Annotated in this window: 22 protein-coding genes; 14 read left to right on the top strand and 8 right to left on the bottom strand. The window is 69.7% G+C overall.

The window, feature by feature from the left end:
* Positions 1-55 precede the first annotated feature (55 nt).
* Both DID96_RS06610 and DID96_RS06615 read left to right on the top strand, forming a co-directional pair.
* Positions 56-685 carry a LysE family translocator gene (locus tag DID96_RS06610; RefSeq protein WP_124598477.1) on the top strand — a complete coding sequence of 210 codons (630 nt, stop codon included), beginning with the start codon at positions 56-58 and terminating at the stop codon, positions 683-685.
* Positions 686-733: 48 nt separating this feature from the next.
* Positions 734-1129, top strand: coding sequence for an antibiotic biosynthesis monooxygenase (locus DID96_RS06615; protein ID WP_124598479.1), 396 nt, complete (start codon positions 734-736; stop codon positions 1127-1129).
* Positions 1130-1141: 12 nt separating this feature from the next.
* Here the strand turns inward: DID96_RS06615 and DID96_RS06620 are convergent, their stop codons facing one another.
* Positions 1142-2023, bottom strand: a complete 882-nt coding sequence (locus DID96_RS06620) for a helix-hairpin-helix domain-containing protein (RefSeq protein WP_124598480.1) — start codon at positions 2021-2023, stop codon at positions 1142-1144.
* Positions 2024-2236: 213 nt separating this feature from the next.
* Between DID96_RS06620 and DID96_RS06625 the strand changes: the two genes are divergently transcribed.
* Complete coding sequence (locus tag DID96_RS06625) at positions 2237-2437, top strand: DUF2905 domain-containing protein (RefSeq protein WP_124598482.1); 201 nt, start codon at positions 2237-2239, stop codon at positions 2435-2437.
* Positions 2434-3570: a CapA family protein gene (locus tag DID96_RS06630; RefSeq protein ID WP_124598483.1), complete on the top strand. Its 1137-nt coding sequence runs from the start codon at positions 2434-2436 to the stop codon at positions 3568-3570. Before DID96_RS06625 ends, DID96_RS06630 begins: the two co-directional genes overlap by 4 nt.
* 12 nt (positions 3571-3582) lie before the next feature.
* Here DID96_RS06630 and DID96_RS06635 read toward each other — a convergent pair whose 3' ends face one another.
* Positions 3583-5106 (bottom strand): sigma-70 family RNA polymerase sigma factor, encoded by a 1524-nt coding sequence (locus tag DID96_RS06635; RefSeq protein WP_124598485.1) that lies wholly within the window; start codon positions 5104-5106, stop codon positions 3583-3585.
* Between the two features lie 368 nt (positions 5107-5474).
* On the opposite strand from DID96_RS06635, the gene DID96_RS06640 reads away from it, so the two are divergent.
* Positions 5475-5882 (top strand): hypothetical protein, encoded by a 408-nt coding sequence (locus tag DID96_RS06640; RefSeq protein WP_185732186.1) that lies wholly within the window; start codon positions 5475-5477, stop codon positions 5880-5882.
* 125 nt (positions 5883-6007) lie between these two features.
* On the top strand, positions 6008-6880 hold the full coding sequence (locus DID96_RS06645; RefSeq protein WP_124598489.1) for an SH3 domain-containing protein: 873 nt from the start codon (positions 6008-6010) through the stop codon (positions 6878-6880).
* Positions 6881-6918: 38 nt separating this feature from the next.
* Here the strand turns inward: DID96_RS06645 and DID96_RS06650 are convergent, their stop codons facing one another.
* From DID96_RS06650 to DID96_RS06670, 5 genes are all read right to left on the bottom strand, one after another.
* Positions 6919-7470, bottom strand: a complete 552-nt coding sequence (locus tag DID96_RS06650; RefSeq protein WP_124598491.1) for a cytochrome b — start codon at positions 7468-7470, stop codon at positions 6919-6921.
* Between the two features lie 144 nt (positions 7471-7614).
* Positions 7615-8634: an Ldh family oxidoreductase gene (locus DID96_RS06655; RefSeq protein WP_124598492.1), complete on the bottom strand. Its 1020-nt coding sequence runs from the start codon at positions 8632-8634 to the stop codon at positions 7615-7617.
* Positions 8627-10222 (bottom strand): aldehyde dehydrogenase (NADP(+)), encoded by a 1596-nt coding sequence (locus DID96_RS06660; RefSeq protein ID WP_124598494.1) that lies wholly within the window; start codon positions 10220-10222, stop codon positions 8627-8629. Before DID96_RS06660 ends, DID96_RS06655 begins: the two co-directional genes overlap by 8 nt.
* A gap of 71 nt (positions 10223-10293) precedes the next feature.
* The gene (locus DID96_RS06665; RefSeq protein ID WP_124598496.1) at positions 10294-11919 is read right to left on the bottom strand and encodes an APC family permease; all 1626 of its coding nucleotides are present in this window, start codon (positions 11917-11919) and stop codon (positions 10294-10296) included.
* A 236-nt stretch (positions 11920-12155) separates the two neighbouring features.
* On the bottom strand, positions 12156-13076 hold the full coding sequence (locus DID96_RS06670; RefSeq protein ID WP_124598498.1) for a dihydrodipicolinate synthase family protein: 921 nt from the start codon (positions 13074-13076) through the stop codon (positions 12156-12158).
* A gap of 250 nt (positions 13077-13326) precedes the next feature.
* Between DID96_RS06670 and DID96_RS06680 the strand changes: the two genes are divergently transcribed.
* The 7 genes from DID96_RS06680 (at position 13327) to DID96_RS06710 (ending at position 18338) form a co-directional block, all read left to right on the top strand.
* The gene (locus DID96_RS06680) at positions 13327-14259 is read left to right on the top strand and encodes a 4-hydroxyproline epimerase (RefSeq protein ID WP_124598530.1); all 933 of its coding nucleotides are present in this window, start codon (positions 13327-13329) and stop codon (positions 14257-14259) included.
* A complete protein-coding gene (locus tag DID96_RS06685) occupies positions 14256-15383 on the top strand; it encodes an FAD-binding oxidoreductase (RefSeq protein WP_124598499.1) in 1128 nt (375 codons plus the stop codon). Before DID96_RS06680 ends, DID96_RS06685 begins: the two co-directional genes overlap by 4 nt.
* A gap of 61 nt (positions 15384-15444) precedes the next feature.
* Entirely contained in the window at positions 15445-15678 is a 234-nt protein-coding gene (locus DID96_RS06690; RefSeq protein ID WP_124598501.1) for a 2Fe-2S iron-sulfur cluster-binding protein, read from the top strand.
* Positions 15675-16982 carry an FAD/NAD(P)-binding oxidoreductase gene (locus DID96_RS06695; protein WP_124598503.1) on the top strand — a complete coding sequence of 436 codons (1308 nt, stop codon included), beginning with the start codon at positions 15675-15677 and terminating at the stop codon, positions 16980-16982. The genes DID96_RS06690 and DID96_RS06695 overlap by 4 nt, the downstream gene beginning before the upstream one ends.
* Positions 16983-17139: 157 nt before the next feature.
* Positions 17140-17490 (top strand): metalloregulator ArsR/SmtB family transcription factor, encoded by a 351-nt coding sequence (locus DID96_RS06700; RefSeq protein WP_124598505.1) that lies wholly within the window; start codon positions 17140-17142, stop codon positions 17488-17490.
* A complete protein-coding gene (locus DID96_RS06705) occupies positions 17480-17914 on the top strand; it encodes a YeeE/YedE family protein (protein WP_124598507.1) in 435 nt (144 codons plus the stop codon). The genes DID96_RS06700 and DID96_RS06705 overlap by 11 nt, the downstream gene beginning before the upstream one ends.
* Before the next feature lies 1 nt (position 17915).
* Positions 17916-18338, top strand: coding sequence for a DUF6691 family protein (locus DID96_RS06710; RefSeq protein WP_124598508.1), 423 nt, complete (start codon positions 17916-17918; stop codon positions 18336-18338).
* Between the two features lie 48 nt (positions 18339-18386).
* On the opposite strand, the gene DID96_RS06715 is transcribed toward DID96_RS06710, so the two are convergent.
* Positions 18387-18719, bottom strand: coding sequence for a hypothetical protein (locus DID96_RS06715; RefSeq protein WP_124598532.1), 333 nt, complete (start codon positions 18717-18719; stop codon positions 18387-18389).
* Positions 18720-18921: 202 nt separating this feature from the next.
* Here DID96_RS06715 and DID96_RS06720 point away from each other — a divergent pair, with 202 nt between their 5' ends.
* Positions 18922-20442, top strand: coding sequence for a PLP-dependent aminotransferase family protein (locus DID96_RS06720; protein ID WP_185732187.1), 1521 nt, complete (start codon positions 18922-18924; stop codon positions 20440-20442).
* Positions 20443-20528: the final 86 nt, after the last annotated feature.

Raw genomic sequence — 20528 nt, forward strand, 5'->3', positions numbered from 1 at the left:
TGTATCGAATGGGAAGATTACGCTGCCGGCATCGCTCACGCAAACCTTCATATCCATGATCGCACTGACGACTCTCTCGATCTTTTCCGCGGCGGTGCTGCTGCTGCTGCTGTCACCGGGGCCGAACATGACGTTCGTGCTCGCGCACGGCGTCACGTACGGCCTGCGCGGCGGCGCGGCGGCCGCGCTCGGCATCGGCGTCGCGGACCTCGTGCTGACCGCGTTGACGGCCACGGGCATCACGGCGGCCGTCAACGCGTGGCCGCCTTCGTTCGACGTGATCCGCTACGCGGGTGCCGCGTACCTGCTGTGGATGGCGTTCAACGCGCTGCGGCGGCCAGCGCGCCTCGGCATCGCGGGCGCGCCGCAGCGGTCGCTTTCGTCGGTCGTGTGGCGGGCGATGCTGAACAGTCTGCTGAATCCGAAGGCGCTGCTGTTCTTCGTCGTGTTCCTGCCGCAATTCGTCGAGCCGCACCACGGCGCGGTCACGATGCAGCTGATCGAACTCGGCTGCGTGCTGACCGCGATCAGCACGGTGTTCCACCTGCTGCTGGGCGCGGCGGGCGGCACGGTGCAGCGCCTGATGTCGCGTCATGCGCGCGCCGCGACGATCCAGTCGCGCGGGCTGGCCGCGGTGCTCGTGCTGCTCGCGGTGCGGCTGGCGGTCATGTCGCGGCCGATCTGAGCCGCGCGCCCAAGCGGAAATCACCAAGCGGAACCACAAGGAGACCGAATGTATATTGCAGCGTTCATTTACCGGCCAGGCGAGATCGACGATACGTTTCGCGAACTCAGCGCGACGATCGATGCGGTCGCTGCGAGCCTGCCGGGGTTCGCGGGCGCGGAGTCGTGGCGCTCGGCCGACGGGCAGCTGGTCAACGCGTCGTATTACTGGCATGACGAAGCATCGTTGCGCGCGTTCGCGACGGACCCGCGGCATCTCGATGCGAAACGCCAGTACCGCAACTGGTACGGCGGCTATCACGTGGTCGTGTCGAAGGTCGAGCGTGCGTATGGCGACGGTGCATTTCCGCATATCGTTGCCGATACGCGCAGGGCCGGCCGGCGGCACGGCGACGCGAGCCCTGCGGCCGCGCCGGACGCAGGGTCAGCGGTGCCCGCGCGCTGACAAGGAAGCGCGTCAGCCGGCGTCGTAATACGCGCGGCACTCCATCTCGCGGCCGCGCACGACCCGCTTGCCGACCAGCGCGCCGTGCGCTTCGGTGACGACGGTGCGCTGGTGTTCCTCGTGCGAATCGTCGTAGAAATACAGCACGACCCAGTCGGTCGTACGGCCGAGTTCGTGCGCGCGCCCGGTGTTCGAGAACAGCGCCGTGAAATGCCAGCCGCCTCTCGTCTCGTGCATCACGGGCAGCCAGGCAACGCCTTCCGGGTTCAGGCGCTTCGGCGCGATCGTCGGCAGTTTGCCGGTCGAGGCCCGCGCGCGATAGAGGCGGTCGATGTGAAGCAGCAGTTCGACGGGTGGCTCGGCGCCGAGGCTGTCGCCGTGCGTGCGCCCGTGCCAGCGCCGGCGGCGGCTCAGCACGTCGTCGAGTGCCGCGCGAATTCCGGCCGCCCGGCGCGGGCCGACGCCCGCGACCGTTTCGAGCCGGCCGCTGCGCGCTGCGATCTCGAGATCCTCGAGCGTATCGATGTGCAGCGTATCGTGAATGCGCATCGCGAGTTCGCGGCCGATGCCGGGCACCGACTCGAACGCGGAAGACGGGTCGATTTCGCCGCGCAAGCGGTCGAGCTGGCGCCAGTGCCCCGTGATCAGCAGTTCCGCGATCGCTTGCGCGATACCCATGCCGATATGCGGCAGCGCGTCGAGCGCGTCGAGGCCGCCCGCGTCGAACAGGGTTCGAACGCTATCGTCGAGTTTGTCGACGGTGTCGGCCGCGGCGCGATACGCGTCTGCCCGATACGGATTCGCGCCCTGATCCGCAAGGCGCTGCGATGCCTCGCGGAGACACTCCGCGATCTGCCGGTTTTCCTCGTGTGTTGGTCGGGCGGTCGTCAGCATGGCGGAATGCAGATGAGCGCTAGTGCAAAAAAGACGCGGCGTGCGGTGCGCCGGTCTGGCCTCCGGCCATTGTCCCGGCGGCCGGTCGCGGAAAATTGATACGTATCAAAGGCAAACGTTGCACGGGTTCGTGCCCCGAAATATATGCACGCGTTCCCGATGGGCGCCGTGCGGCGTTACGCTGTGTGCGGGATCCGACGCAGGAGGGCGGCGATGCAACGGGTGCTTTTGATCTGCGGAATGCTGCTGATCGCGGCGGGCCTCGGCTGGCGCTGGCTTTCCCGGATTCCGTTCGGCCGGTTGCCGGGCGACATCCATGTCGTGCGCGACGGGTTCAGCTTCTACTTTCCATTCGCGACCTGCGGGCTGCTGTCGGCTGCACTGACGGTGCTGGTCTGGCTGCTGCGGCGATGAACGACACGCGCGGCGCGCGGCCGCCGGCCTGCGCGCGACTGTTCCTGTGCGGCGACGTGATGACGGGGCGCGGCATCGACCAGATCCTGCCGCATCCGGGTGATCCGCGCCTGTTCGAGCCCGTGTGCGGTTCGGCGCGCGACTACGTGCGGCTCGCCGAACAGGAAAACGGCCGGCTGCCTGCGCATCGCGACGAGGCGTACCCGTGGGGCGACGCGCTCGCCGAGCTCGAGCGCGTGCGGCCCGACGCGCGGATCGTCAATCTCGAGACGGCCGTGACCACGAGCGACGACCGCTGGCCCGGCAAGTCGGTGCTGTACCGGATGCACCCCGGCAACGTCGGCTGTCTGATGCGCGCGCAGGTCGACTGCTGCGTGCTCGCGAACAACCACACGCTGGACTGGGGCCATGCGGGCCTCGACGAGACCTGCGCGACGCTCGCGCGCGCCGGCATTGCGACGGCGGGCGCGGGACGCGACGCGGCGCAGGCCGCCGCGCCGGCGATCGTCGAATGCGCAAGCGGAGCGCGGGTGCGGGTTGCCGCGTTCGTGACGGCCAGCGCCGGGGCGCCCGCCGGATGGGCCGCACGCGCGACGCACGGCGGCGTGAACGTGCTCGCCGATCTGTCGCCCGCGCGGGCCGACGCAATCGGCCGCCGGCTTGCGGATGCGCGGCGCGCGGCCGGCGACGTGAACGTCGTCTCGCTGCACTGGGGCGGCAACTGGGGCTACGCGGCGAGCGCCGACGAGCGCGTGTTCGCGCAGCGGCTGATCGACACGGGCGGGGTCGACGTCGTGTATGGCCATTCGTCCCATCACATCAGGGGCCTCGAGCGGTATCGCGGCCGGCTGATCCTGTACGGCTGCGGCGACTTCCTGAACGACTATGAAGGGATCGGCGGCTATCGCGCGTGGCGGCCGGAGCTCGCACTGATGTATTTCCCGCTCGTCGACACGCACAGCGGCGCGCTCGGCGATCTGTTCATGGTGCCGATGCAGATCCGCCAGTTGAGCGTGCGCCGTGCGCCGGAGGAGGGCGTCGCGTGGCTGGCCGATACGCTCGAGCGCGAAAGCGCGGTGTTCGGCACGCACGTGCACGTCGACGCGGCCGGCAGGCTGGTGTTGCGGGATTGATGCGAGGCGGCATCACATGTCGAGAAACGTATGCGCGTCCTCGGCCGCCTCGGATTCGCGCAATGCCGCGAGTGCGCGCCGTTCGATCTGGCGCACGCGTTCGCGCGACATGCCGGCCTGCTTCGCGATCGACTCGTAGGTGTCCGGCTCCGCGCCGTCGATGCCGAAGCGCCGGCGCAGCACGTCAGCCTCGAGCGGCGTGACCGACTTCAGCAGCGCGGCGACGCAATCGCGCAGGCGCGCATCGGCAAGCGTGTCGAACGGGCTGAGCGCCGCGCGATCCTCGATCATTTCGCCGAGCCCGACGTCGGCATCGGGCAGCGGCGTGTCGAGCGACACCGGTTCGCCCGGCAGCGCGAGCAGCGTGCGCAGCTTGTCCTCGGTGAGGCCGCTTTCGGCCGCGAGCTGTGCGGGCGTTGCCTTGCGGCCGGTGCGCTGGTGCAGGCGCTGCGCGGTGCGCTTGACCTTGTGAACCTGATCGCCGACGTGCACCGGCAGGCGAATCGTCCGCGCCCGTTCCGCCACTGCGCGCGCAACCGCCTGGCGAATCCACCACGTCGCGTAGGTCGAGAACTTGAAGCCGCGGCGATATTCGAACTTCTCGATCGCGCGCAGCAGGCCGATGCTGCCGTCCTGGACGAGATCGGACAGGTCGACGCCGCGGTTCGCATACTTGCGGGCGACCGACAGCACGAGGCGCAGGTTGGCCTCGAGCATCCGGCGCGTCGCGTCGTGCATCGTGCGTTGGCCGTTGCACAACGCGGCGGCCAGCGCGTGCCGCGTGACTGCGTCGAGCAGCACCGGGTCGGCGTCCGGCGTCGCACCGCCGTGTGCGGTCGACGCGGCCAGCGCGTGCAGGATCCGGCACGCGTTTTCGAGTCCCGCAGCCGGCCATGCAATCGTGTCGAGCCGTGCCGCGAGCCGGCGCTGGGCGTTTCGGTATCCTGCCGATTGGCAGCCCTCCGCGTGCAGCGCGCGGCGTACTGCGGCGACGGCCTTGCGCAGCGCAGCCAGCGTGACGGCAGCCGGCGTATCGGTGTCGTCGCCGGCCGGCGCGAGGCTGCCGTAATGCGCGAGCAGAGCGTCGGCGGCGGCCGGGCAGCCGGCGAGCGCGTGCAGCAGCTGGCGGCGGCCGGCCTCGATTTCGCGGGCGAGCGCGATTTCGTCGTCGTGCGTCAGCAGCGGCACCGCATGCATGCGGTGCAGGTAGACGGCGAGCGGGTCGGTCGACGCACGCGCACCGCGTGCAATGTCGTCGAGCAGCGCGCTGCTTTCGTCGAGTGCATCGCGATCGATGTCGACGGCGGCGGTTTCGGCGAACGGCGCCGGCTGCGGCCGTTCGTCGAGCACCGCGATGCCGAGATCCGCGAGCGCGGCGTGCACTGCGTCGAGCGCTTCCGCGGTATCGCGGCCGGCCGGCAGCGCGTCGATCAGGTCGGCGTGAATCAGGTAGCCCTGTTCGCTGGCGAGCGCCAGCAGGCGGGCAATCGTGTCGGGAGAATCGTCCGCGCGTGGCGCGCGGCCTGGCGTGTCCATGTCGCTGGCGGCCTGGGCCGCTGTCCTGCTGTGGCGGGCTTGCGTCCGCCGGGGCCGGCTGCCGGGGAATCGCGGACGCCCGTCCGCGCCAGCACGCCTGATGTCCACCAGAATGAGGCTTGCAGCGTCGCTTTCAATGGGCCGAAACCCGCATGCCGGACCGATCCGTCATGTGCCGAACGGGATAACGCGGGCTTTGACACGGTGTCCGGCGGTCGGCGCACCCTGTATCGGCGAAGCGGGTGCACGTTCGTTCGTTGAATGAAACAAACAGTAACGGATCATACGTCCCGAAATGTGCGGGAAGCATAAGCTAGAGTCGTAGGCTCGCGCCGGTTGGCGCGGTGCCGATCTGGCCGGAGCGTGAGGTGAACCCGATGTCCGCATTGACGCCCGCCGCCTGCGGGTTGGCTGCGCTGGTGCTCGGCGGTTGCTATTACACGAGCCCGTACGGCTACGCGCCGTACTATGCGCCGGGGCCGGTCACTTATTCGCAGGCGCCCGTGACATCGGGCAGCCAAACCACGCCACCGGGCGCGACGACGACCGACGAAGCGGTGCCTGTTTACGCCGGCCCCGTCTACCCGGCATATCCGCCGTATCCGTATTACTACCCGCCGTACTATCCGGGCTGGTACGACTGTTGCTGGCCGCCGGTCGCGATCGGGTTCGGCTTCGGATTCGGCGGCGGACGGCATTTCCATGGCCACGGTGGCGGCGGACACTTCGGCCGTCCGCCGATGGGCGGGCATTTCGGCGGCGGGCACCGACACTGAGCCGCAGGCGACGTTGGCGCGACCGTGCGCCACCGGATGTCGCGCAACGCAACGCCGTGTCGGCTGTGGCCGATGCGACAGGCGTTGACGCAGCGGGCGCCCGCGCCGCCGTGCAGGAGAACATCATGAGAAACACGATCGTGCGCTGCATCTGCATCGCGCTGCTCGGTCTGCTGGCATTGCCGGGTATGGCGAATGCGCAGACCGCGGCGTACACGAACGCGCCGGCCAACCTGCGTGCCGGCCCGGCGGAGGACTATCCGCTCGTCGCGCAGATTCCGGAGGACACGATGGTGTCCGTGATCGGCTGCGTCAGCGACTACACGTGGTGCGACGTCGCGCTGCCGGGGTTGCGCGGCTGGATCTACGCGGGGCTGCTCGACTATCCGTATCAGGGAGGCTACGAGCCGCTGCTCGACTACGGGGCCGACCTTGGCTTCCCGGTCGTCGTGTTCGCGATCGGGCCGTACTGGGACAACTTCTATCGCGACCGGCCATGGTTTCATGACCGCGACCGCTTCATGCATCACCGCGCGGAGCCGCGACTCGGCCCGGGCGGCGTCCCGCCCGGACGCGGCCACCCGCAGATCGGCGAGCCGATGCCGGGCGGCGTAGCGCCGGGCGTGGGCGGCAGGCCGGGCGAGCACGGCGGGCATGAAGGGCATGAAGGGCACGACGCACGGCCGTCGGCAACGCGCGGTGGCTGGAACGGCGCCATCCGCACGCCGGCACCGGCGCCGATGCCGCAGTCCGGCGGAAACATGCGCGCGCCGGGTCCGCCAGCGGTAATGCATGCGCCTAACCCGTCGGCCCAGATGCATGCGCCGAACCCGCCGGCCGTGATGCATGCGCCGGCGCCCAACGGCGGCGCGGTCGTCGTGATGCCGCCGCCGGGCCATCAGGGCGGTGGTGGCGGTGAGCGCGGCAGCTTCGGCGGCCGACAAGGCGGCGGGGGCGGAGGCGGCGGCGCCCACGGCGGCGAGTTCCGGCACGAGTGACGCCGGACGGGCTCGATATCACACGCGTGGAACCCGCGTTACAACATCCGCGCCAACACGCCGTCCTTCATGAAGAACCGATGCGCGAGCGCTGCGCACGCGTGCAGCCCGATCAGGATCGCGAGCGCGGTGGCCCACGCGCTGTGCAATTCGCCGATCGATGCGCCAAGCGAGTGCGGCGCGGCGATCGTCGGCAGTGTCAGCCAGTGGCCGACGCCGACCTGCCAGGTGCGGCCGTTCGAGTTCAGCCAGCCGAGCAGCGGCACCGCGATCAGCGACGCATACAGCAGCTTGTGCGTGACGTTCGCCACGAACGCGAGCGCCGGGTGCTGCTCGACCGGCGCGATCGGCCGGCGCGCGCCGGACCACAGCAGGCGCGGCACCGCAATCAGCAGCAGCAACACGCCGAGATTGACGTGCAGCAGCACAAGCCCCAGCGGCGGCGCGGTGCCGTGGACGTCCGGCATCGTCCAGCCGAGCGCGAACTGGGCGGCGACCAGCAGCACCATGCACCAGTGGAACAGGCGCGTGAGCCGGTCGTAACGGGCTGTCTGGCGGGCAATATCGGACGTAGCGGACGTGGCAGACATGGCGGACTCTTCTGACGAATGTGGGGCGCGGCGGTCGATGCGGCCCTGAACGAGGGCCGGACTGCCGACGCGTCCATCATCGATGCGCGAACCTTATGGGAACGTTAAGGGGGAACGTTAAGGTGCCGGCGCCGCGCGCGCGCATCAATCGAGCAGCGTCATGATTTCGTCATACAACGGCCGCGGCACGAGCACACCATGCGCGATGCTGCGCGCGCGGGCGTCGAAGCGCCGTTGCGACGGCAGGCGCGCGCCTTGCGCGACGATCGATTCGAGCACCCGTTCGCCGCGCGCGAGCCCCGCGTCGAGATCGTCGCCGAGGAACACCTTCGGGTCGAACGCGATCACGAGCTCGCCATGACACGGTGTCGCGCCGACACCTTCGTCGAATGCCATCGACTCCTGGCTCGTCATGTCGCCGATCAGCGCGCCGCCGAGCAGCTCGACCATCGCCGCGAGTGCCGAGCCCTTGTGGCCGCCGAACGTGCGCATCGCGCCCTGCAGCGCGGCCTTCGGATCGGTTGTCGGCTGGCCGTCCGCATCGATTGCCCAGTGCGGCGGAATCGGCTTGCCTTGCTTCGCGTGCAGCTCGATGTCGCCGCGCGCGATCGCGCTCGTTGCGAAATCGAACACGAACGGCACGCCGCCCGGCCGCGGCCACGCGAATGCGATCGGATTGGTGCCGAACACGGGCTGGTTGCAGCCTTCCGGCGCGACCCAGCTATGGCTCGGGTTCATCGCGATGCCGGCGAGACCAGTGGCTGCGATCGCCTCGACTTCTGGCCACAGTGCCGAGAAGTGGTAGCAATTGTTGATCGCCAACGCCGCGATGCCGTGCTGCTTCGCCATGTCGACCAGCACCGGCAGGCCCGTCTCGAAGCTCAGCAGCGAAAAGCCGCGATGTGCGTCGACCGCGACGATCGACGACGACAGCCGGCGCAGCGTCGGCACCGCCTGCGGATCGACCTTGCCTTTCTTCAGCGAGCGCACGCAGACGAGCAGCCGGTACACGCCGTGCGAATGGCATTCGTCGCGCTGGCCTTGCGTGATCACGTTCGCGATCGCGCGCGCATGCGCGTCGGACATCCCGTGGCGGGTCAGCACGCGCAGCGCGAGCGCGTACACGTCATCGAGCGACAGGACGACTTCGTTCGCGTCAGACATCTTGAGTCTCCTTCGGCAGGACCATCACCCCGTCGATCCGCTGCGCGACGTGCAGCGGATTGCCGTCACGGATCGCCGCCGGCAGCAGTGCGGCCGGCACGTCCTGATACGAGACGGGCCGCAGGAAGCGCTCGATCGCGCGCGCGCCGACCGACGTCGTGCGCGTGTCGGACGTCGCCGGGAACGGGCCGCCGTGCACCATGGCATGCCCGACCTCGACGCCGGTGCCGAAGCCGTTGACGAGGATGCGGCCGGCCTTGCGCTCGAGCGTCGGCAGCAGCTTCGCGAACAGCGGTGCGTCGCCGTCGGCGAGATGCGCGGCGATCGTCAACTGGCCTTCGAGCGACTTCAGTACGCGGTGCAGCGTGTCGGCGTCCGGGCAGCGGACGATCAGCGATGTGGGGCCGAACACTTCGTCGCGCAGTTCGGGGCGCGCGATGAACGCATCGGCAGACGTCGCGAACAGTGCTGCGCGCGCCTGGAAGCGGTCGCCTTCGACGCCTTCGGCGAGCGTGTCGATTGCGTCATGCGCGCGCAGCTTTGCGACGCCTTCGGCATAGCTCGCGTGGATGTGTGGCGTCAGCATCGTCTGCGCCGCAGCCGTGCGGACGGCGTGAGTAGCGGCGGCTTCGAATGCGCGCAGCGCGGGCCCGTCGATGCCGAGCACGAGGCCCGGATTCGTGCAGAACTGGCCGGCGCCGAGCGTCAGCGACGCGACGAACTGTTGCGCGATCGCATCGTGCCGCGCGTCGAGCGCGTCGGGCAGCAGCAGTACGGGGTTGATCGAGCTCATTTCCGCATAGACGGGAATCGGCTCGTCGCGCGTGGCCGCGATATGCATCAGCGCGACGCCGCCGCGGCGCGAGCCGGTGAAGCCGACCGCCTTGATGCGCGGATCGGCGACGAGTGCCTGGCCGATCTCGCGCGACGCGTCGAACAGCAGCGAGAACACGCCATCCGGCAGCCCGCATTCACGCACCGCCTGCTGGATCGCGCGGCCGACGAGCTCCGACGTGCCCGGATGCGCGGAATGCGCCTTGACGATCACCGGGCAGCCGGCCGCGAGCGCGGACGCCGTATCGCCGCCCGCGACCGAAAACGCGAGCGGGAAGTTCGACGCGCCGAACACGGCAACCGGCCCGATCGCGACGTTGCGCAGCCGCAGGTCGACGCGCGGCAGCGGCTTGCGGTCGGGGCGGGCCGGGTCGATGCGCGCATCGACAAACCCGCCGTCGCGCACGAGCGACGCGAACAGCCCGAGCTGGCCGACCGTGCGGCCGCGCTCGCCTTCGATGCGTGCGCGCGGCAGCCCCGATTCGGCGACGCAGCGCTCGATCAGTTCGTCGCCGAGCGCCATGATGTTGCGGCCGATTGCTTCGAGAAACGCTGCGCGCGCTTCCGGGCTCGTCTCGCGATACGTGTCGAACGCGTCGTCGGCGAGCGCGCAGGCCGTCTCCAGATCGTGCAGGCTCGCGCCGCCGAACGCGGGTTCGAGCCGTTCGCCGGTCGCGGCGGCGATCGCGTGGAGGGTGCCGTTCTGCCCGGTGACGGCAGCGGAGCCGATCAAAAGCTGACCTGTGAGTCGCATGGTTCTCCTCGAAAAGTGCGGGCCGGGCGCACGGCCCGGCCAATGGGGAAATGGAAAGGGGGCAGGGCGCGTCAGCACTCGTCGTCGTCGAGCTGCAGCTTCGCGGACGGCACGCCGGTATGCGCGCCCCAGTAATAGATGACGAGCGCGATCGCCGCGACGGCGAGCGTGTCGTACGGATGCGCGAGCTGGCCCGTGCCGCCGAAGCCGCCGAAATACGACGCGACGATCATCGCCGCGTAGAACGCGATCAGCCACGCCGACGAACGCACCTGTTCGGCGAGGCTCAGGTGCGCGGTCGGCACCCAGCGGCGGCACGCGAGATAGACGACGAACATCGCGATCTGCAGGCCGAGCAGCCAGGACACGGTGCTCCAGCCCGACCAGTAGACGATCAGCGCGGCGATCACGAACGATGCGGGGCCCGTGATCGCGAACGCGCTTGCACGGAACGGCCGCGGCAGGTCGGGCGCATTGCGGCGCAGCGCTGCGACCGACACCGGCGCGACCGCGTAGCTGAGCACCAGCGCGGCCGACACGATGTTGATCAGCGCTTCCCACGACGGGAACGGCATCGTCCAGAAAATCGCAAGGCCGAAGGTCAGCCACAGCCCCGCGCGCGGAATGCCGGACGCTTCGTCGATGCGCGTGAACACCTTGAAGAACGTGCCGGTCTTCGCCCAGCCGTAGACGACGCGCGGCGTCGCGTTCATGTAGATGTTGCCGCAGCCGCTCGGCGAGATCATCGCGTCGGCGACGACCATCACCGCGAGCCAGCCGACGCCGAGCGCGAGCGCGATGTCGCGGTACGGCAGCGAGAACGCCTTGCTGACGTCATGCCAGCCGGCGGCGAGCATGCCGGTCGGGATGCTGCCGATGAACGCGATCTGCAGCAGCACGTAGATCAGCGTCGACAGCAGGATCGACAGGATCAGCGCGATCGGGATCGTGCGCTGCGGATTGCGCACCTCGCTCGCGACCGACACGATCGGCGTGAGCCCGAGGTACGCGAAGATGATGCCGCCGGCGGACACCGCCATCTCGATGCCCGGCATGCCGAACGGCGCGAAGCCGTGGATCGTCAGGTTCGCGGGCTTGAAGAACGTGAACAGCACCGCGATCACCGACAGCGGCACGACGAACTTGAAAATGCTGATGATGTTGTTCGCCTTCGCGAACGTCTTCACGCTCGAATAGTTCAGGTAGAAGAAGAAACCGAGGAGCGCTGCCTGCACGAGCCAGCCGAGCGTGGTCGGATCGCTCGATCCGACGACGGTCAGGCCCGGAAACCACGCGGCCGCGTACTGGCGCGCGGCGACGACTTCGATCGCGATCAGGCTCGAAAAGGCGATCAGCGTGATGAAGCCCATCAGGTAGCCGAGCAATGGGCCGTGCGAGAACACCGGATAGCGCACGACGCCGCCCGCGCGCGGCAGCGCGGCGCCGAGTTCGCAGTAGACGATGCCGAGCAGCAGCACCGCGAAGCCGCCGAGCAGCCACGAGAAGATGCCGGCCGGGCCCGCGATCGTCGATACGTGACTTGCGGCGAACAGCCACCCCGAACCAAAGATGGCGCCGAGACCGATGAACGTGAGGTCGGTCAGCGACAGCTGTTTCTTGAACTTGCCGTGACCCGCGTCGGGGTGCGCGGTACGGGAAAGCGGCACGGACGGTTGTGCATTGCCTTGGCCTGGCATGGGCTTGTCTCCTATGGGAATGTCGGCACAGGCGGAAATCGCGCCGCGCTCCGACGGAGCTGCGGCGCGCGCCTGCCGGCCGGCGACGCCCGGTTCGAACGACCGGGGCGGGCCGCGGGGCGTTCACGCGCGACGCGGGCTGGCGTTGGCGTGAGCGGGCCCGCGCGGGCCATGCCGGACCGGAAGCGGCAGCGGGGCGACGGGCAACGCCCGCGCCACCGCTGCGGGGAGATCGATCAGAGACCGACGTCCGGCAGCGTCGGGCGCGTCTCGAGCGCCTTCGCGACGATCGCCTTCACTTCCGCGAGCGTGTCGCCTTGCAGCGCGAGGCGCGGCGGGCGCGTGACTGCGCTGCCGCGGCCGACCAGCTCTTCGCACAGCTTGATGCACTGCACGAGATCGGGACGTGCATCGAGGTGCAGCAGCGGCATGAACCAGCGGTACAGCGCGAGCGCTTCGTCGAAGCGCTTCTGCTTCGCGAGGCGGAACAGCGTCTCGCCTTCCTTCGGGAACGCGTTCGACATGCCCGACACCCAGCCTTCCGCGCCAACGGCGATGCTCTCGACCACGACGTCGTCGAGGCCCGCGAACAGCACGAAGCGATCGCCGACCGCGTTGCGCAGGTCGATGAAGCGGCGCGTGTCGCCCGACGAATCCTTGAAGCAGACGATGTTCTCGCAATCCTGCAGCGCGATCAGCACGTCCGGCGTCACGTCGTTCTTGTAGATCGGCGGGTTGTTGTAGACCATCACCGGCAGGTCGGTGCTCGTCGCGACCGCGCGGAAGTGCGCGGCGGTTTCGTGCGACTTCGCCGAGTAGACGAGCGCGGGCATCACCATCACGCCGTCGACGCCGACGCGCTGCGCTTCGCGCACGGTATTGCGCGCGAACTCGGTCGTGAACTCGGCGATGCCGGCGATCACCGGGATCTTGCCGCCGGCTGCGTCACGCGCGGCTTCGATCACCTGGAGCTTTTCCGACGTGGACAGCGACGTGTTCTCGCCGACCGTGCCGCAGACCACGAGGCCCGACACGCCGTCGTTCACCAGGTTCTTCACCACGCGGTGCGTGGCGTCGATGTCGAGGGAAAAGTCCGGCTTGAACTGGGTGCTGACGGCCGGGAAAACCCCGGTCCACTTGATGGCGTTTCGGCTCACTGAAATCTCCTACGTTTGTATCGGTCGGCCGACGGGTGTCGGTGTGGTGACCAGTATCGCCGCGCAAACGCCCATCACGCTTGAGTCGTTTCCCGGAGCAAAATGACGAAATCGGCACAGTCGTCGAAAGGTCCGCGGAAGGTGCCGCGTACTATGCCGATTTCGTCGTCGTCCTTATCGAAAACCCACAAGCGGGCGGACGCGCGACGGAGGAAGCTGTGCTCCTTTCCCCACTTTCGGACGACACATGATGAAGCGCATCCAGATCATCGATTCGCACACGGGCGGCGAACCCACGCGGCTCGTCGTGTCCGGTTTTCCTGCGCTCGGCAGCGGCTCGATGGCCGAGCGGCGCGACGTGCTCGCGCGCGAGCACGACCGCTATCGCACCGCCTGCATCCTCGAGCCGCGCGGCAGCGACGTGCTGGTCGGCGCGCTGTTGTGCGAGCCGGTTTCGCCCGATGCGGCCGCCGGCGTGATCTTCTTCAACAACAGCGGCTATCTCGGCATGTGCGGGCACGGCACGATCGGCGTCGTGCGCACGCTGCATCACATGGGACGCATCGACCCGGGCGTGCACCGGATCGAGACGCCGGTCGGTACCGTCGAGGCGACGCTGCATGACGACCTGTCGGTCAGCGTGCGCAACGTGCCCGCGTATCGGCATGCGAAGGATGTCGTCGTCGACGTGCCGGGCTACGGCCCCGTGAAGGGCGACATCGCGTGGGGCGGCAACTGGTTCTTCCTGATCAGCGACCACGGGCAGCGCGTCGCCGGCGACAACGTCGCGGCGCTGACGGCCTATGCATCGGCGGTGCGCGAGGGGATCGAGCGTGCGGGCATCACTGGCGCGAACGGCGGCGAGATCGACCACATCGAACTGTTCGCCGACGATCCCGAGCACGACAGCCGCAGCTTCGTGCTGTGTCCGGGCCTCGCGTACGACCGCTCGCCGTGCGGCACCGGCACGAGCGCGAAGCTCGCGTGCGTCGCGGCGGACGGCAAGCTCGCGCCGGGCGTCGTGTGGCGCCAGGCGAGCGTGATCGGCAGCGTGTTCCACGCGAGCTACGCCGAGAGCGACGGCGGCATCGTGCCGACGATCCGCGGCAGCGCGCACCTGAGCGCGGAAGCGACGCTGCTGATCGAGGATGACGATCCGTTCGGCTGGGGCATCGTGTCGTGAGCGGCGTGCAGACCGACGTCATCGTGATCGGCGCCGGCATCGTCGGTGCGGCATGCGCGCACGAGCTCGCGCAGCGCGGGCTGCGTGTGCTCGTGTTCGACGATGCGAGCGGCGGCGCGACCGGCGCGGGCATGGGGCACCTCGTCGCGATGGACGACAACGCCGCCGAGCTCGCTCTGAGCCACTACTCGATCGAGTTGTGGCGGGGGCTGAGCGCGCAGATGCCCGACGGTTGCGCATATCGCAACTGCGGGACGCTGTGGCTCGCGGCCGATGCGAGCGAAATGGACCTCGCGCGCGCGAAGCAGGCGACGCTTGCCGCGCATGGCGTGGCCGGCGAGCTGGTCGACGGCGCGGCGCTCGCCGCGCTCGAACCGATGCTGCGGCCCGGGCTCGGCGGCGCGCTGAAGATTCCCGGCGACGGCATTCTGTACGCGCCCGTGACGGCGAACTGGCTGCTTCGGCGCGTGCCGGGCATCGCGTTGCGCCGCGACAAGGTCGTCGCGGTCGACGGGCCGAGCGTGATGCTCGCGAACGGCGACGTGCTGCGCGCGGAACGCGTGGTCGTTGCGAATGGCGTCGCCGCGCGCACGCTGCTGCCCGAACTGCCGCTGCGGCCGAAGAAGGGCCACCTGTTGATCACCGACCGCTATCCGGGGAGGGTGTCGCACCAGCTCGTCGAACTCGGCTATGCGGCGAGCGCGCACGCAAGCGACGGCACATCGGTCGCGTTCAACGTGCAGCCGCGCCCCACCGGCCAGCTGCTGATCGGCTCGTCGCGCCAGTTCGACACCGAGGACTCGCGCGTCGAGCCGCCCGTGCTCGCGCGCATGCTGCGCCGAGCAGTCGGTTACTTGCCGGCGCTGGCCGACCTGAATGGCATCCGCGCGTGGACGGGCTTCCGTTCCGCGAGCCCGGACGGCCTGCCGCTGCTCGGCGAGCATCCGTCGCAGCCGGGCGTGTGGCTGGCGGTCGGACACGAAGGGCTCGGCGTGACGACCGCGCCGGGCAGCGCGCGGCTCGTCGCCGCGCTGATGGTCGGCGAACGGCCGGGCATCGACATCGAACCCTATTTGCCGGGACGTTTCCTGACGACGTCTCCCGTAGCCGGAGCGCTGAAATGAAACGACCCCCACGCTCACTTCGTTCGCTGCCCCCCGCGGGGGTGGCCCGGCGGAGGCTGACATGATCATTCATCTGGACGGCCGCGCGCTGACGGTGGCGGACGGCGTGACCGTCGCGGCCGCCGTCGCGGCGAGCGGCGACGACACGACGCGTACGTCGTGCACCGGCGCGCCGCGCGCGCCGTTTTGCGGGATGGGTATCTGCCAGGAGTGCAGGATGACGATCGACGGCCGCCGCCGGCTCGCATGCCAGACGCTGTGCCGCGACGGGATGCAGGTGGAGCGCACGCGATGAAACACGAGATTCTGAGCGTCGACGTCGCGATCGTCGGCGCGGGCCCGGCCGGGCTGTCGGCCGCGCAGGCGGCCGTACAGGGCGGCGCGTCGGTCGCGATCGTCGACGACAACCCGCGTGCCGGCGGGCAGATCTGGCGGCAGGGGCCCGGCGCCGGTTTGCATGGGGCCGCGGCAGGCGCAGACGCGCGAACCCGGGTCGACATGCCGCCGCCGGCCGCCGTCGCGCGCTTCAAGGTGCTATGGCATCCGAACGTCACCTATCTCGCGGCGACGCGCATCGTCGCCGAATCGAGCCCCGGCACGCTGCTGCTGGAAGACGACGAGCGGGCGCTGCTGCTCGAGTACCGGACGCTGATTCTGTGCTGCGGCGCGCGCGAACTGCTGCTGCCGTTTCCCGGCTGGACGCTGCCGGGCGTCACGGGCGCGGGCGGGCTGCAGGCGCTGATCAAGCACGGCCTGGACGTGCGCGGACAGCGGACGGTGATCGCCGGCAGCGGGCCGCTGCTGCTCGCGAGCGCGGCGACTGCGCGCGCGCGGGGTGCGCGGGTGCTGCACGTGCTCGAACAGGCGGCGTGGCCGGACGTGCTCGGCTTCGGCCTCGGGCTGCCGCGCTGGCCGTCGAAGCTGGTGCAGGCGGCGAAGCTGATGACGCCGGTCTATCGGGCGAATGCGCACATCGTCGAGGCATACGGCGACAAGCGGCTCGAAGGCGTGCGGATCCGGCAGGGCGGCCGCGACGTCGATGTCGAATGTGACCGGCTCGCGTGCGGCTTCGGGCTCGTGCCGAACACCGCGCTGCCGAGCCATCTCGGCTGCCGGATCGAAAACGGCGCGGTGGCCGTCGACGCGCACCAGCGCACGAGCCGCGCCGGGCATTTCGCGGCAGGCGAATGCACGGGCGTCGGCGGCAGCGAACTCGCGATGGTCGAAGGCGAGATCGCCGGCTGCGCGGCGACGGGGCAAACCGCGCGGCTCGCCGAGCTGGCCGAGCGACGCGCACGCTGGCAGGCATTCGCGGATGCGGTGCGCGAGCGCTTTGCGATACGCGAGCCGGTCCGCAAGCTCGCGCGGCCCGATACGCTCGTCTGCCGCTGCGAGGACGTGCGCTATGACGCGCTCGCGAACGAAGCCGGCTGGACCGCCGCGAAGCTGCAGTCGCGCTGCGGGATGGGCGCGTGCCAGGGCCGCGTGTGCGGCGCGGCTGCGCAGGCGCTGTTCGGCTGGACGCCGCCCGCGCCGCGACCGCCGCTCGTGCCGGCGCGGGTGGGGACGCTGATGCTGGACGGGGGCGACGACGCCTGAAGAGGCGGCGGTCGGGCGTAGCTCGGCCGCCAGCTTGGGGCGGAGAAGCGTGCGCAGTCGCCGGCGGCGACGAGGCCGCGTCGCACCGAAGGGCGTTCCAGCGACAAATGATATATAAAACAATATAATGTTTGTTCGTAAATTGTTGGCGCCTTCGATGAAACCCGACACTTCATCCCCGTTACCCGACCCCGAGCAGATGCGCGCTGCGGCCGAATCGGCCTGCGCGCTGCTGAAGGTCCTGTCGAATCCCGACCGCTTGCTGCTGCTGTGCGAGTTGTCGCAACGCGAAAGCTGCGTGAGCGATCTCGAGACGCGGCTCGACATCCATCAGCCGACGCTGTCGCAGCAGCTCGGCGTGCTGCGCGACAACGCGCTAGTCCGCACGCGCCGCGAAGGCAAGAACATCCATTACTCGCTCGACAGTCCGGCCGCGATCGCGGTGATGGCGGTGCTGTACGAGCAATTCTGCGGCCCGGCTGCAAAGGGGAAGCGCGATGCAGCTTGATGTGACTCATTTCACGCCGTGGCTGTCGCTCGCGGGCGGCGTGCTGATCGGGCTCGCGGCCGCCGCGTTCGTCGCGTTCAACGGCCGCGTGGCCGGAATCAGCGGCATCGTCGGCGGATTGCTCGCGCCCCGTGCGGACGGGCGAGACTGGCGGTGGGCGTTCGTCGCGGGGCTGATCGTCGCGCCGCTCGGGTTGCGCGCGGCCGGAATCGGCCCGATGCCGCAGGTCGACGCGAGTTGGCCCGTCGTCATCGCGGCCGGCCTGCTGGTTGGCGTCGGCACGCGTTACGCGGGCGGATGCACGAGCGGCCACGGCGTGTGCGGGCTGTCGCGCGGGTCGCTGCGTTCGCTGGTCGCGACAGCGACGTTCATGGCCGTCGGGTTCCTGACCGTGTTCGTGCGGCGGCACTTGCTGGGAGGCTGACATGGCTGCATGGTTCGCATTCCTCGCGGGGCTGGTGTTCGGCGGCGGGCTTGTCATGTCAGGCATGGCCAATCCGCAGAAAGTCCTCGGGTTTCTCGATCTCGCCGGAAGCTGGGATCCGTCGCTTGCCTTCGTGATGGCCGGCGCGACGGGCGTCGGCGTGCTCGCCTTCGCATGGGCGAAGCGCCGCACGCGGTCGTGGCTGGGTCTGCCGATGCAGGTGCCGACTGCGCGGGCGATTACCGTGCGGCTCGTCGCCGGAAGCGCAGCGTTCGGCGTCGGCTGGGGTCTGGCGGGTTTCTGTCCGGGGCCGGCGATCGTGTCGATCGGCTTCGGCTCGCTGAAGGGGATCGGGTTCGTCGTCGCGATGCTGGCGGGGATGGCCGCGTTCGAGTGGATCGAGCGGCGCCGCGCAGCACGATGACGGGCGAGCCGTGAGGCCGGCGCGCGATCGGCACCGAACCCCGACGCATCAGGACGCCGCCGTCCGTCGCTTCGGCAAGCGTGCACGCAAAGCGCCGACCACCCCGCGCCATCCGGCGCGTGGTTCCGGCTCGACCACCGCAGTGTTCGCGGTTCCCGCACCAGCGGCGGCGAGCGACGCATGGCCGGCGGTTTCGATGGTCAGGCAGTCGCCGGCGTCGAGCACCCTGCGCATGTAGTGCGGCGCGTCCGGCAGCCAGTCGAGGCTGCCGTGCCGGAGCGTGACGGCGAGCGCGCCATCCAGCACGATGACTTGGCTGCCCTTGTCGAACCACGCGATGTGGCTTTGGCCGGCGTCGAGCCGGATGTGTCGAGTCCGCATGGCGAATCCTTTCCCGGTTGCGTGCTCCGCATCGTGCGAAGCGATCGCATGCCGACAGGTTAAGGAGGCGGGCGAAAGCGCGACAGATTCAGGGGCCGGGAATCTGTTGCGATGCAGACGGGCAATTTGCGCGGCTGTATCGGTCGGTTTTCCCGGGTTCTGTATCTGGCATGCGCGTGGTCGCGCGGGCACGATGGCCCGCATGACGCCTACCCACGACACCTCCCGCCTGCATCTGCCGATGCTCGACGAACCGCTGTACGAGCGGCTCGCCGAGCATTACCGCCGCATCATCGCCGCCGGTACGCTCGCGCCCGGCGACCGGATGCCGTCAGTGCGCGCGGTGATGGAGCAGCACGGCGTCAGCCTGTCGACGGCGATCCAGACGTTCCGGCGGCTCGAGGACACCGGCTGGTGTCACGCGAAGCCGCGGTCCGGCTACTTCGTCCGGCATCGCGCGGCAGCCGCGATCGAGACGCTGCGCGACAGCGACGCGCCGCCGCTGACGTCGGTCGAGCCGCCGTTCGCCGGGCTGCACGAGCGCGTGTCGCGCGTGATCGATCGCGGCAACGCCGCGCTCGACGCGCTGAACCTCGGCGGCGCGTCGGCGACGTCGGCGTTGTATCCGACGGAGCGCCTGCAGGCGCTCGCGATCCGGCAACTGCGGCACAAGCCGACGCTGCTGACCGACGCCGGGCCCGTCGGCGGCTCGCCCGAATTCCGGCAGACGATGGCGAAGCGCGCGCTGTCGTTCGGGGTGACGGTGTCGCCGGACGACGTGATGTCGACGAGCGGCGGCGTCGACGCGGTGAACCTCGCGCTGCGCGCGGTCGCCCGCCCTGGCGACACGATTGCGATCGAATCGCCGGCGTTCTTCGGGCTGATCCAGTTGCTGGAAAGCCTCGGCCTGCGTGCGCTCGAAATTCCGGCCAGCCCGACGACCGGGCTGTCGATCGAGGCGCTCGAAGTGGCGCTGTCAGCGTATCCGGACATCAAGGCTGTCGTTGTCGTGCCGAATCTGCAGAACCCGCTCGGCAGCGTGATGCCCGACGACCGCAAGGCCGCGCTCGTCGCGCTTTGCGCGCGTCACGGCGTGGCCGTGATCGAGGACGAACCGTATCGCGAGCTCGTCGAAGCGCCGCAAGTCGTGAAGCCCGTGAAGGCATGGGACCGCGACGGCACCGTGATCTACTGCCCGTCGTTCAACAAGGTGCTCGCGCCCGGCATGCGGCTCGGCTGGATCAGCGCGGGGCGCTGGCACGCGCGCGTGAAGATGCTCAAGTTCGCGCAGAGCCGGCACAACGCCGCGCTGCTGCAGGCGGTGGCGGCCGAGTTCGTCGGCTCGGGCGCGTTCGATCGCCATCTGCACCGGTTCCGCGAGCAGTTGCGCGCGCAGCGCGACGCAACGATCGATGCGATCGCGCGCCACTTTCCGTCCGGCACCCGGCTGAACCGGCCGCCCGGCGGCCTGATGCTGTGGGTTGCGTTGCCGGGCGGCGTGCGTTCCGAGGCGCTGTTTACGGCGGCACTCGCGCACGGCATCAGAATTGCGCCCGGTGCGATCTTTTCCAACACCGATCGCTTCGATGCGTTCATCCGCGTTGGCTGCACGCGGGCGTTCGATCCGCAACTCGAGGCGGCATTCGAGACCCTCGGCCGGCTCGTGCGCGACGCGGCAGGCCCTAGGAGTCTGGGCGGCAGACGGTTTGCAGCGGTTAAATGAGGTCAACTCAGGCGACGCGACGTCGTCGGGCGCTGCAAGCCGGGGCCGCGCTGCGCTCGAGACCAGCATGCGTGCACAAGGCGGCT

The sequence above is a fragment of the Burkholderia sp. Bp8963 genome, assembly GCF_003854275.1.
Classification (GTDB): domain Bacteria; phylum Pseudomonadota; class Gammaproteobacteria; order Burkholderiales; family Burkholderiaceae; genus Burkholderia.

Excerpts from the sequence above, each read along its gene's own strand:
- DID96_RS06610 (WP_124598477.1), top strand. The coding sequence starts at position 56 with ATGATCGCACTGACGACTCTCTCGATCTTTTCCGCGGCGGTGCTGCTG.
- DID96_RS06615 (WP_124598479.1), top strand. The coding sequence starts at position 734 with ATGTATATTGCAGCGTTCATTTACCGGCCAGGCGAGATCGACGATACG.
- DID96_RS06620 (WP_124598480.1), bottom strand. The coding sequence starts at position 2,023 with ATGCTGACGACCGCCCGACCAACACACGAGGAAAACCGGCAGATCGCG.
- DID96_RS06625 (WP_124598482.1), top strand. The coding sequence starts at position 2,237 with ATGCAACGGGTGCTTTTGATCTGCGGAATGCTGCTGATCGCGGCGGGC.
- DID96_RS06630 (WP_124598483.1), top strand. The coding sequence starts at position 2,434 with ATGAACGACACGCGCGGCGCGCGGCCGCCGGCCTGCGCGCGACTGTTC.
- DID96_RS06635 (WP_124598485.1), bottom strand. The coding sequence starts at position 5,106 with ATGGACACGCCAGGCCGCGCGCCACGCGCGGACGATTCTCCCGACACG.
- DID96_RS06645 (WP_124598489.1), top strand. The coding sequence starts at position 6,008 with ATGAGAAACACGATCGTGCGCTGCATCTGCATCGCGCTGCTCGGTCTG.
- DID96_RS06650 (WP_124598491.1), bottom strand. The coding sequence starts at position 7,470 with ATGTCTGCCACGTCCGCTACGTCCGATATTGCCCGCCAGACAGCCCGT.
- DID96_RS06655 (WP_124598492.1), bottom strand. The coding sequence starts at position 8,634 with ATGTCTGACGCGAACGAAGTCGTCCTGTCGCTCGATGACGTGTACGCG.
- DID96_RS06660 (WP_124598494.1), bottom strand. The coding sequence starts at position 10,222 with ATGCGACTCACAGGTCAGCTTTTGATCGGCTCCGCTGCCGTCACCGGG.
- DID96_RS06665 (WP_124598496.1), bottom strand. The coding sequence starts at position 11,919 with ATGCCAGGCCAAGGCAATGCACAACCGTCCGTGCCGCTTTCCCGTACC.
- DID96_RS06680 (WP_124598530.1), top strand. The coding sequence starts at position 13,327 with ATGAAGCGCATCCAGATCATCGATTCGCACACGGGCGGCGAACCCACG.
- DID96_RS06690 (WP_124598501.1), top strand. The coding sequence starts at position 15,445 with ATGATCATTCATCTGGACGGCCGCGCGCTGACGGTGGCGGACGGCGTG.
- DID96_RS06695 (WP_124598503.1), top strand. The coding sequence starts at position 15,675 with ATGAAACACGAGATTCTGAGCGTCGACGTCGCGATCGTCGGCGCGGGC.
- DID96_RS06700 (WP_124598505.1), top strand. The coding sequence starts at position 17,140 with ATGAAACCCGACACTTCATCCCCGTTACCCGACCCCGAGCAGATGCGC.
- DID96_RS06705 (WP_124598507.1), top strand. The coding sequence starts at position 17,480 with ATGCAGCTTGATGTGACTCATTTCACGCCGTGGCTGTCGCTCGCGGGC.
- DID96_RS06710 (WP_124598508.1), top strand. The coding sequence starts at position 17,916 with ATGGCTGCATGGTTCGCATTCCTCGCGGGGCTGGTGTTCGGCGGCGGG.
- DID96_RS06715 (WP_124598532.1), bottom strand. The coding sequence starts at position 18,719 with ATGCGGACTCGACACATCCGGCTCGACGCCGGCCAAAGCCACATCGCG.
- DID96_RS06720 (WP_185732187.1), top strand. The coding sequence starts at position 18,922 with ATGACGCCTACCCACGACACCTCCCGCCTGCATCTGCCGATGCTCGAC.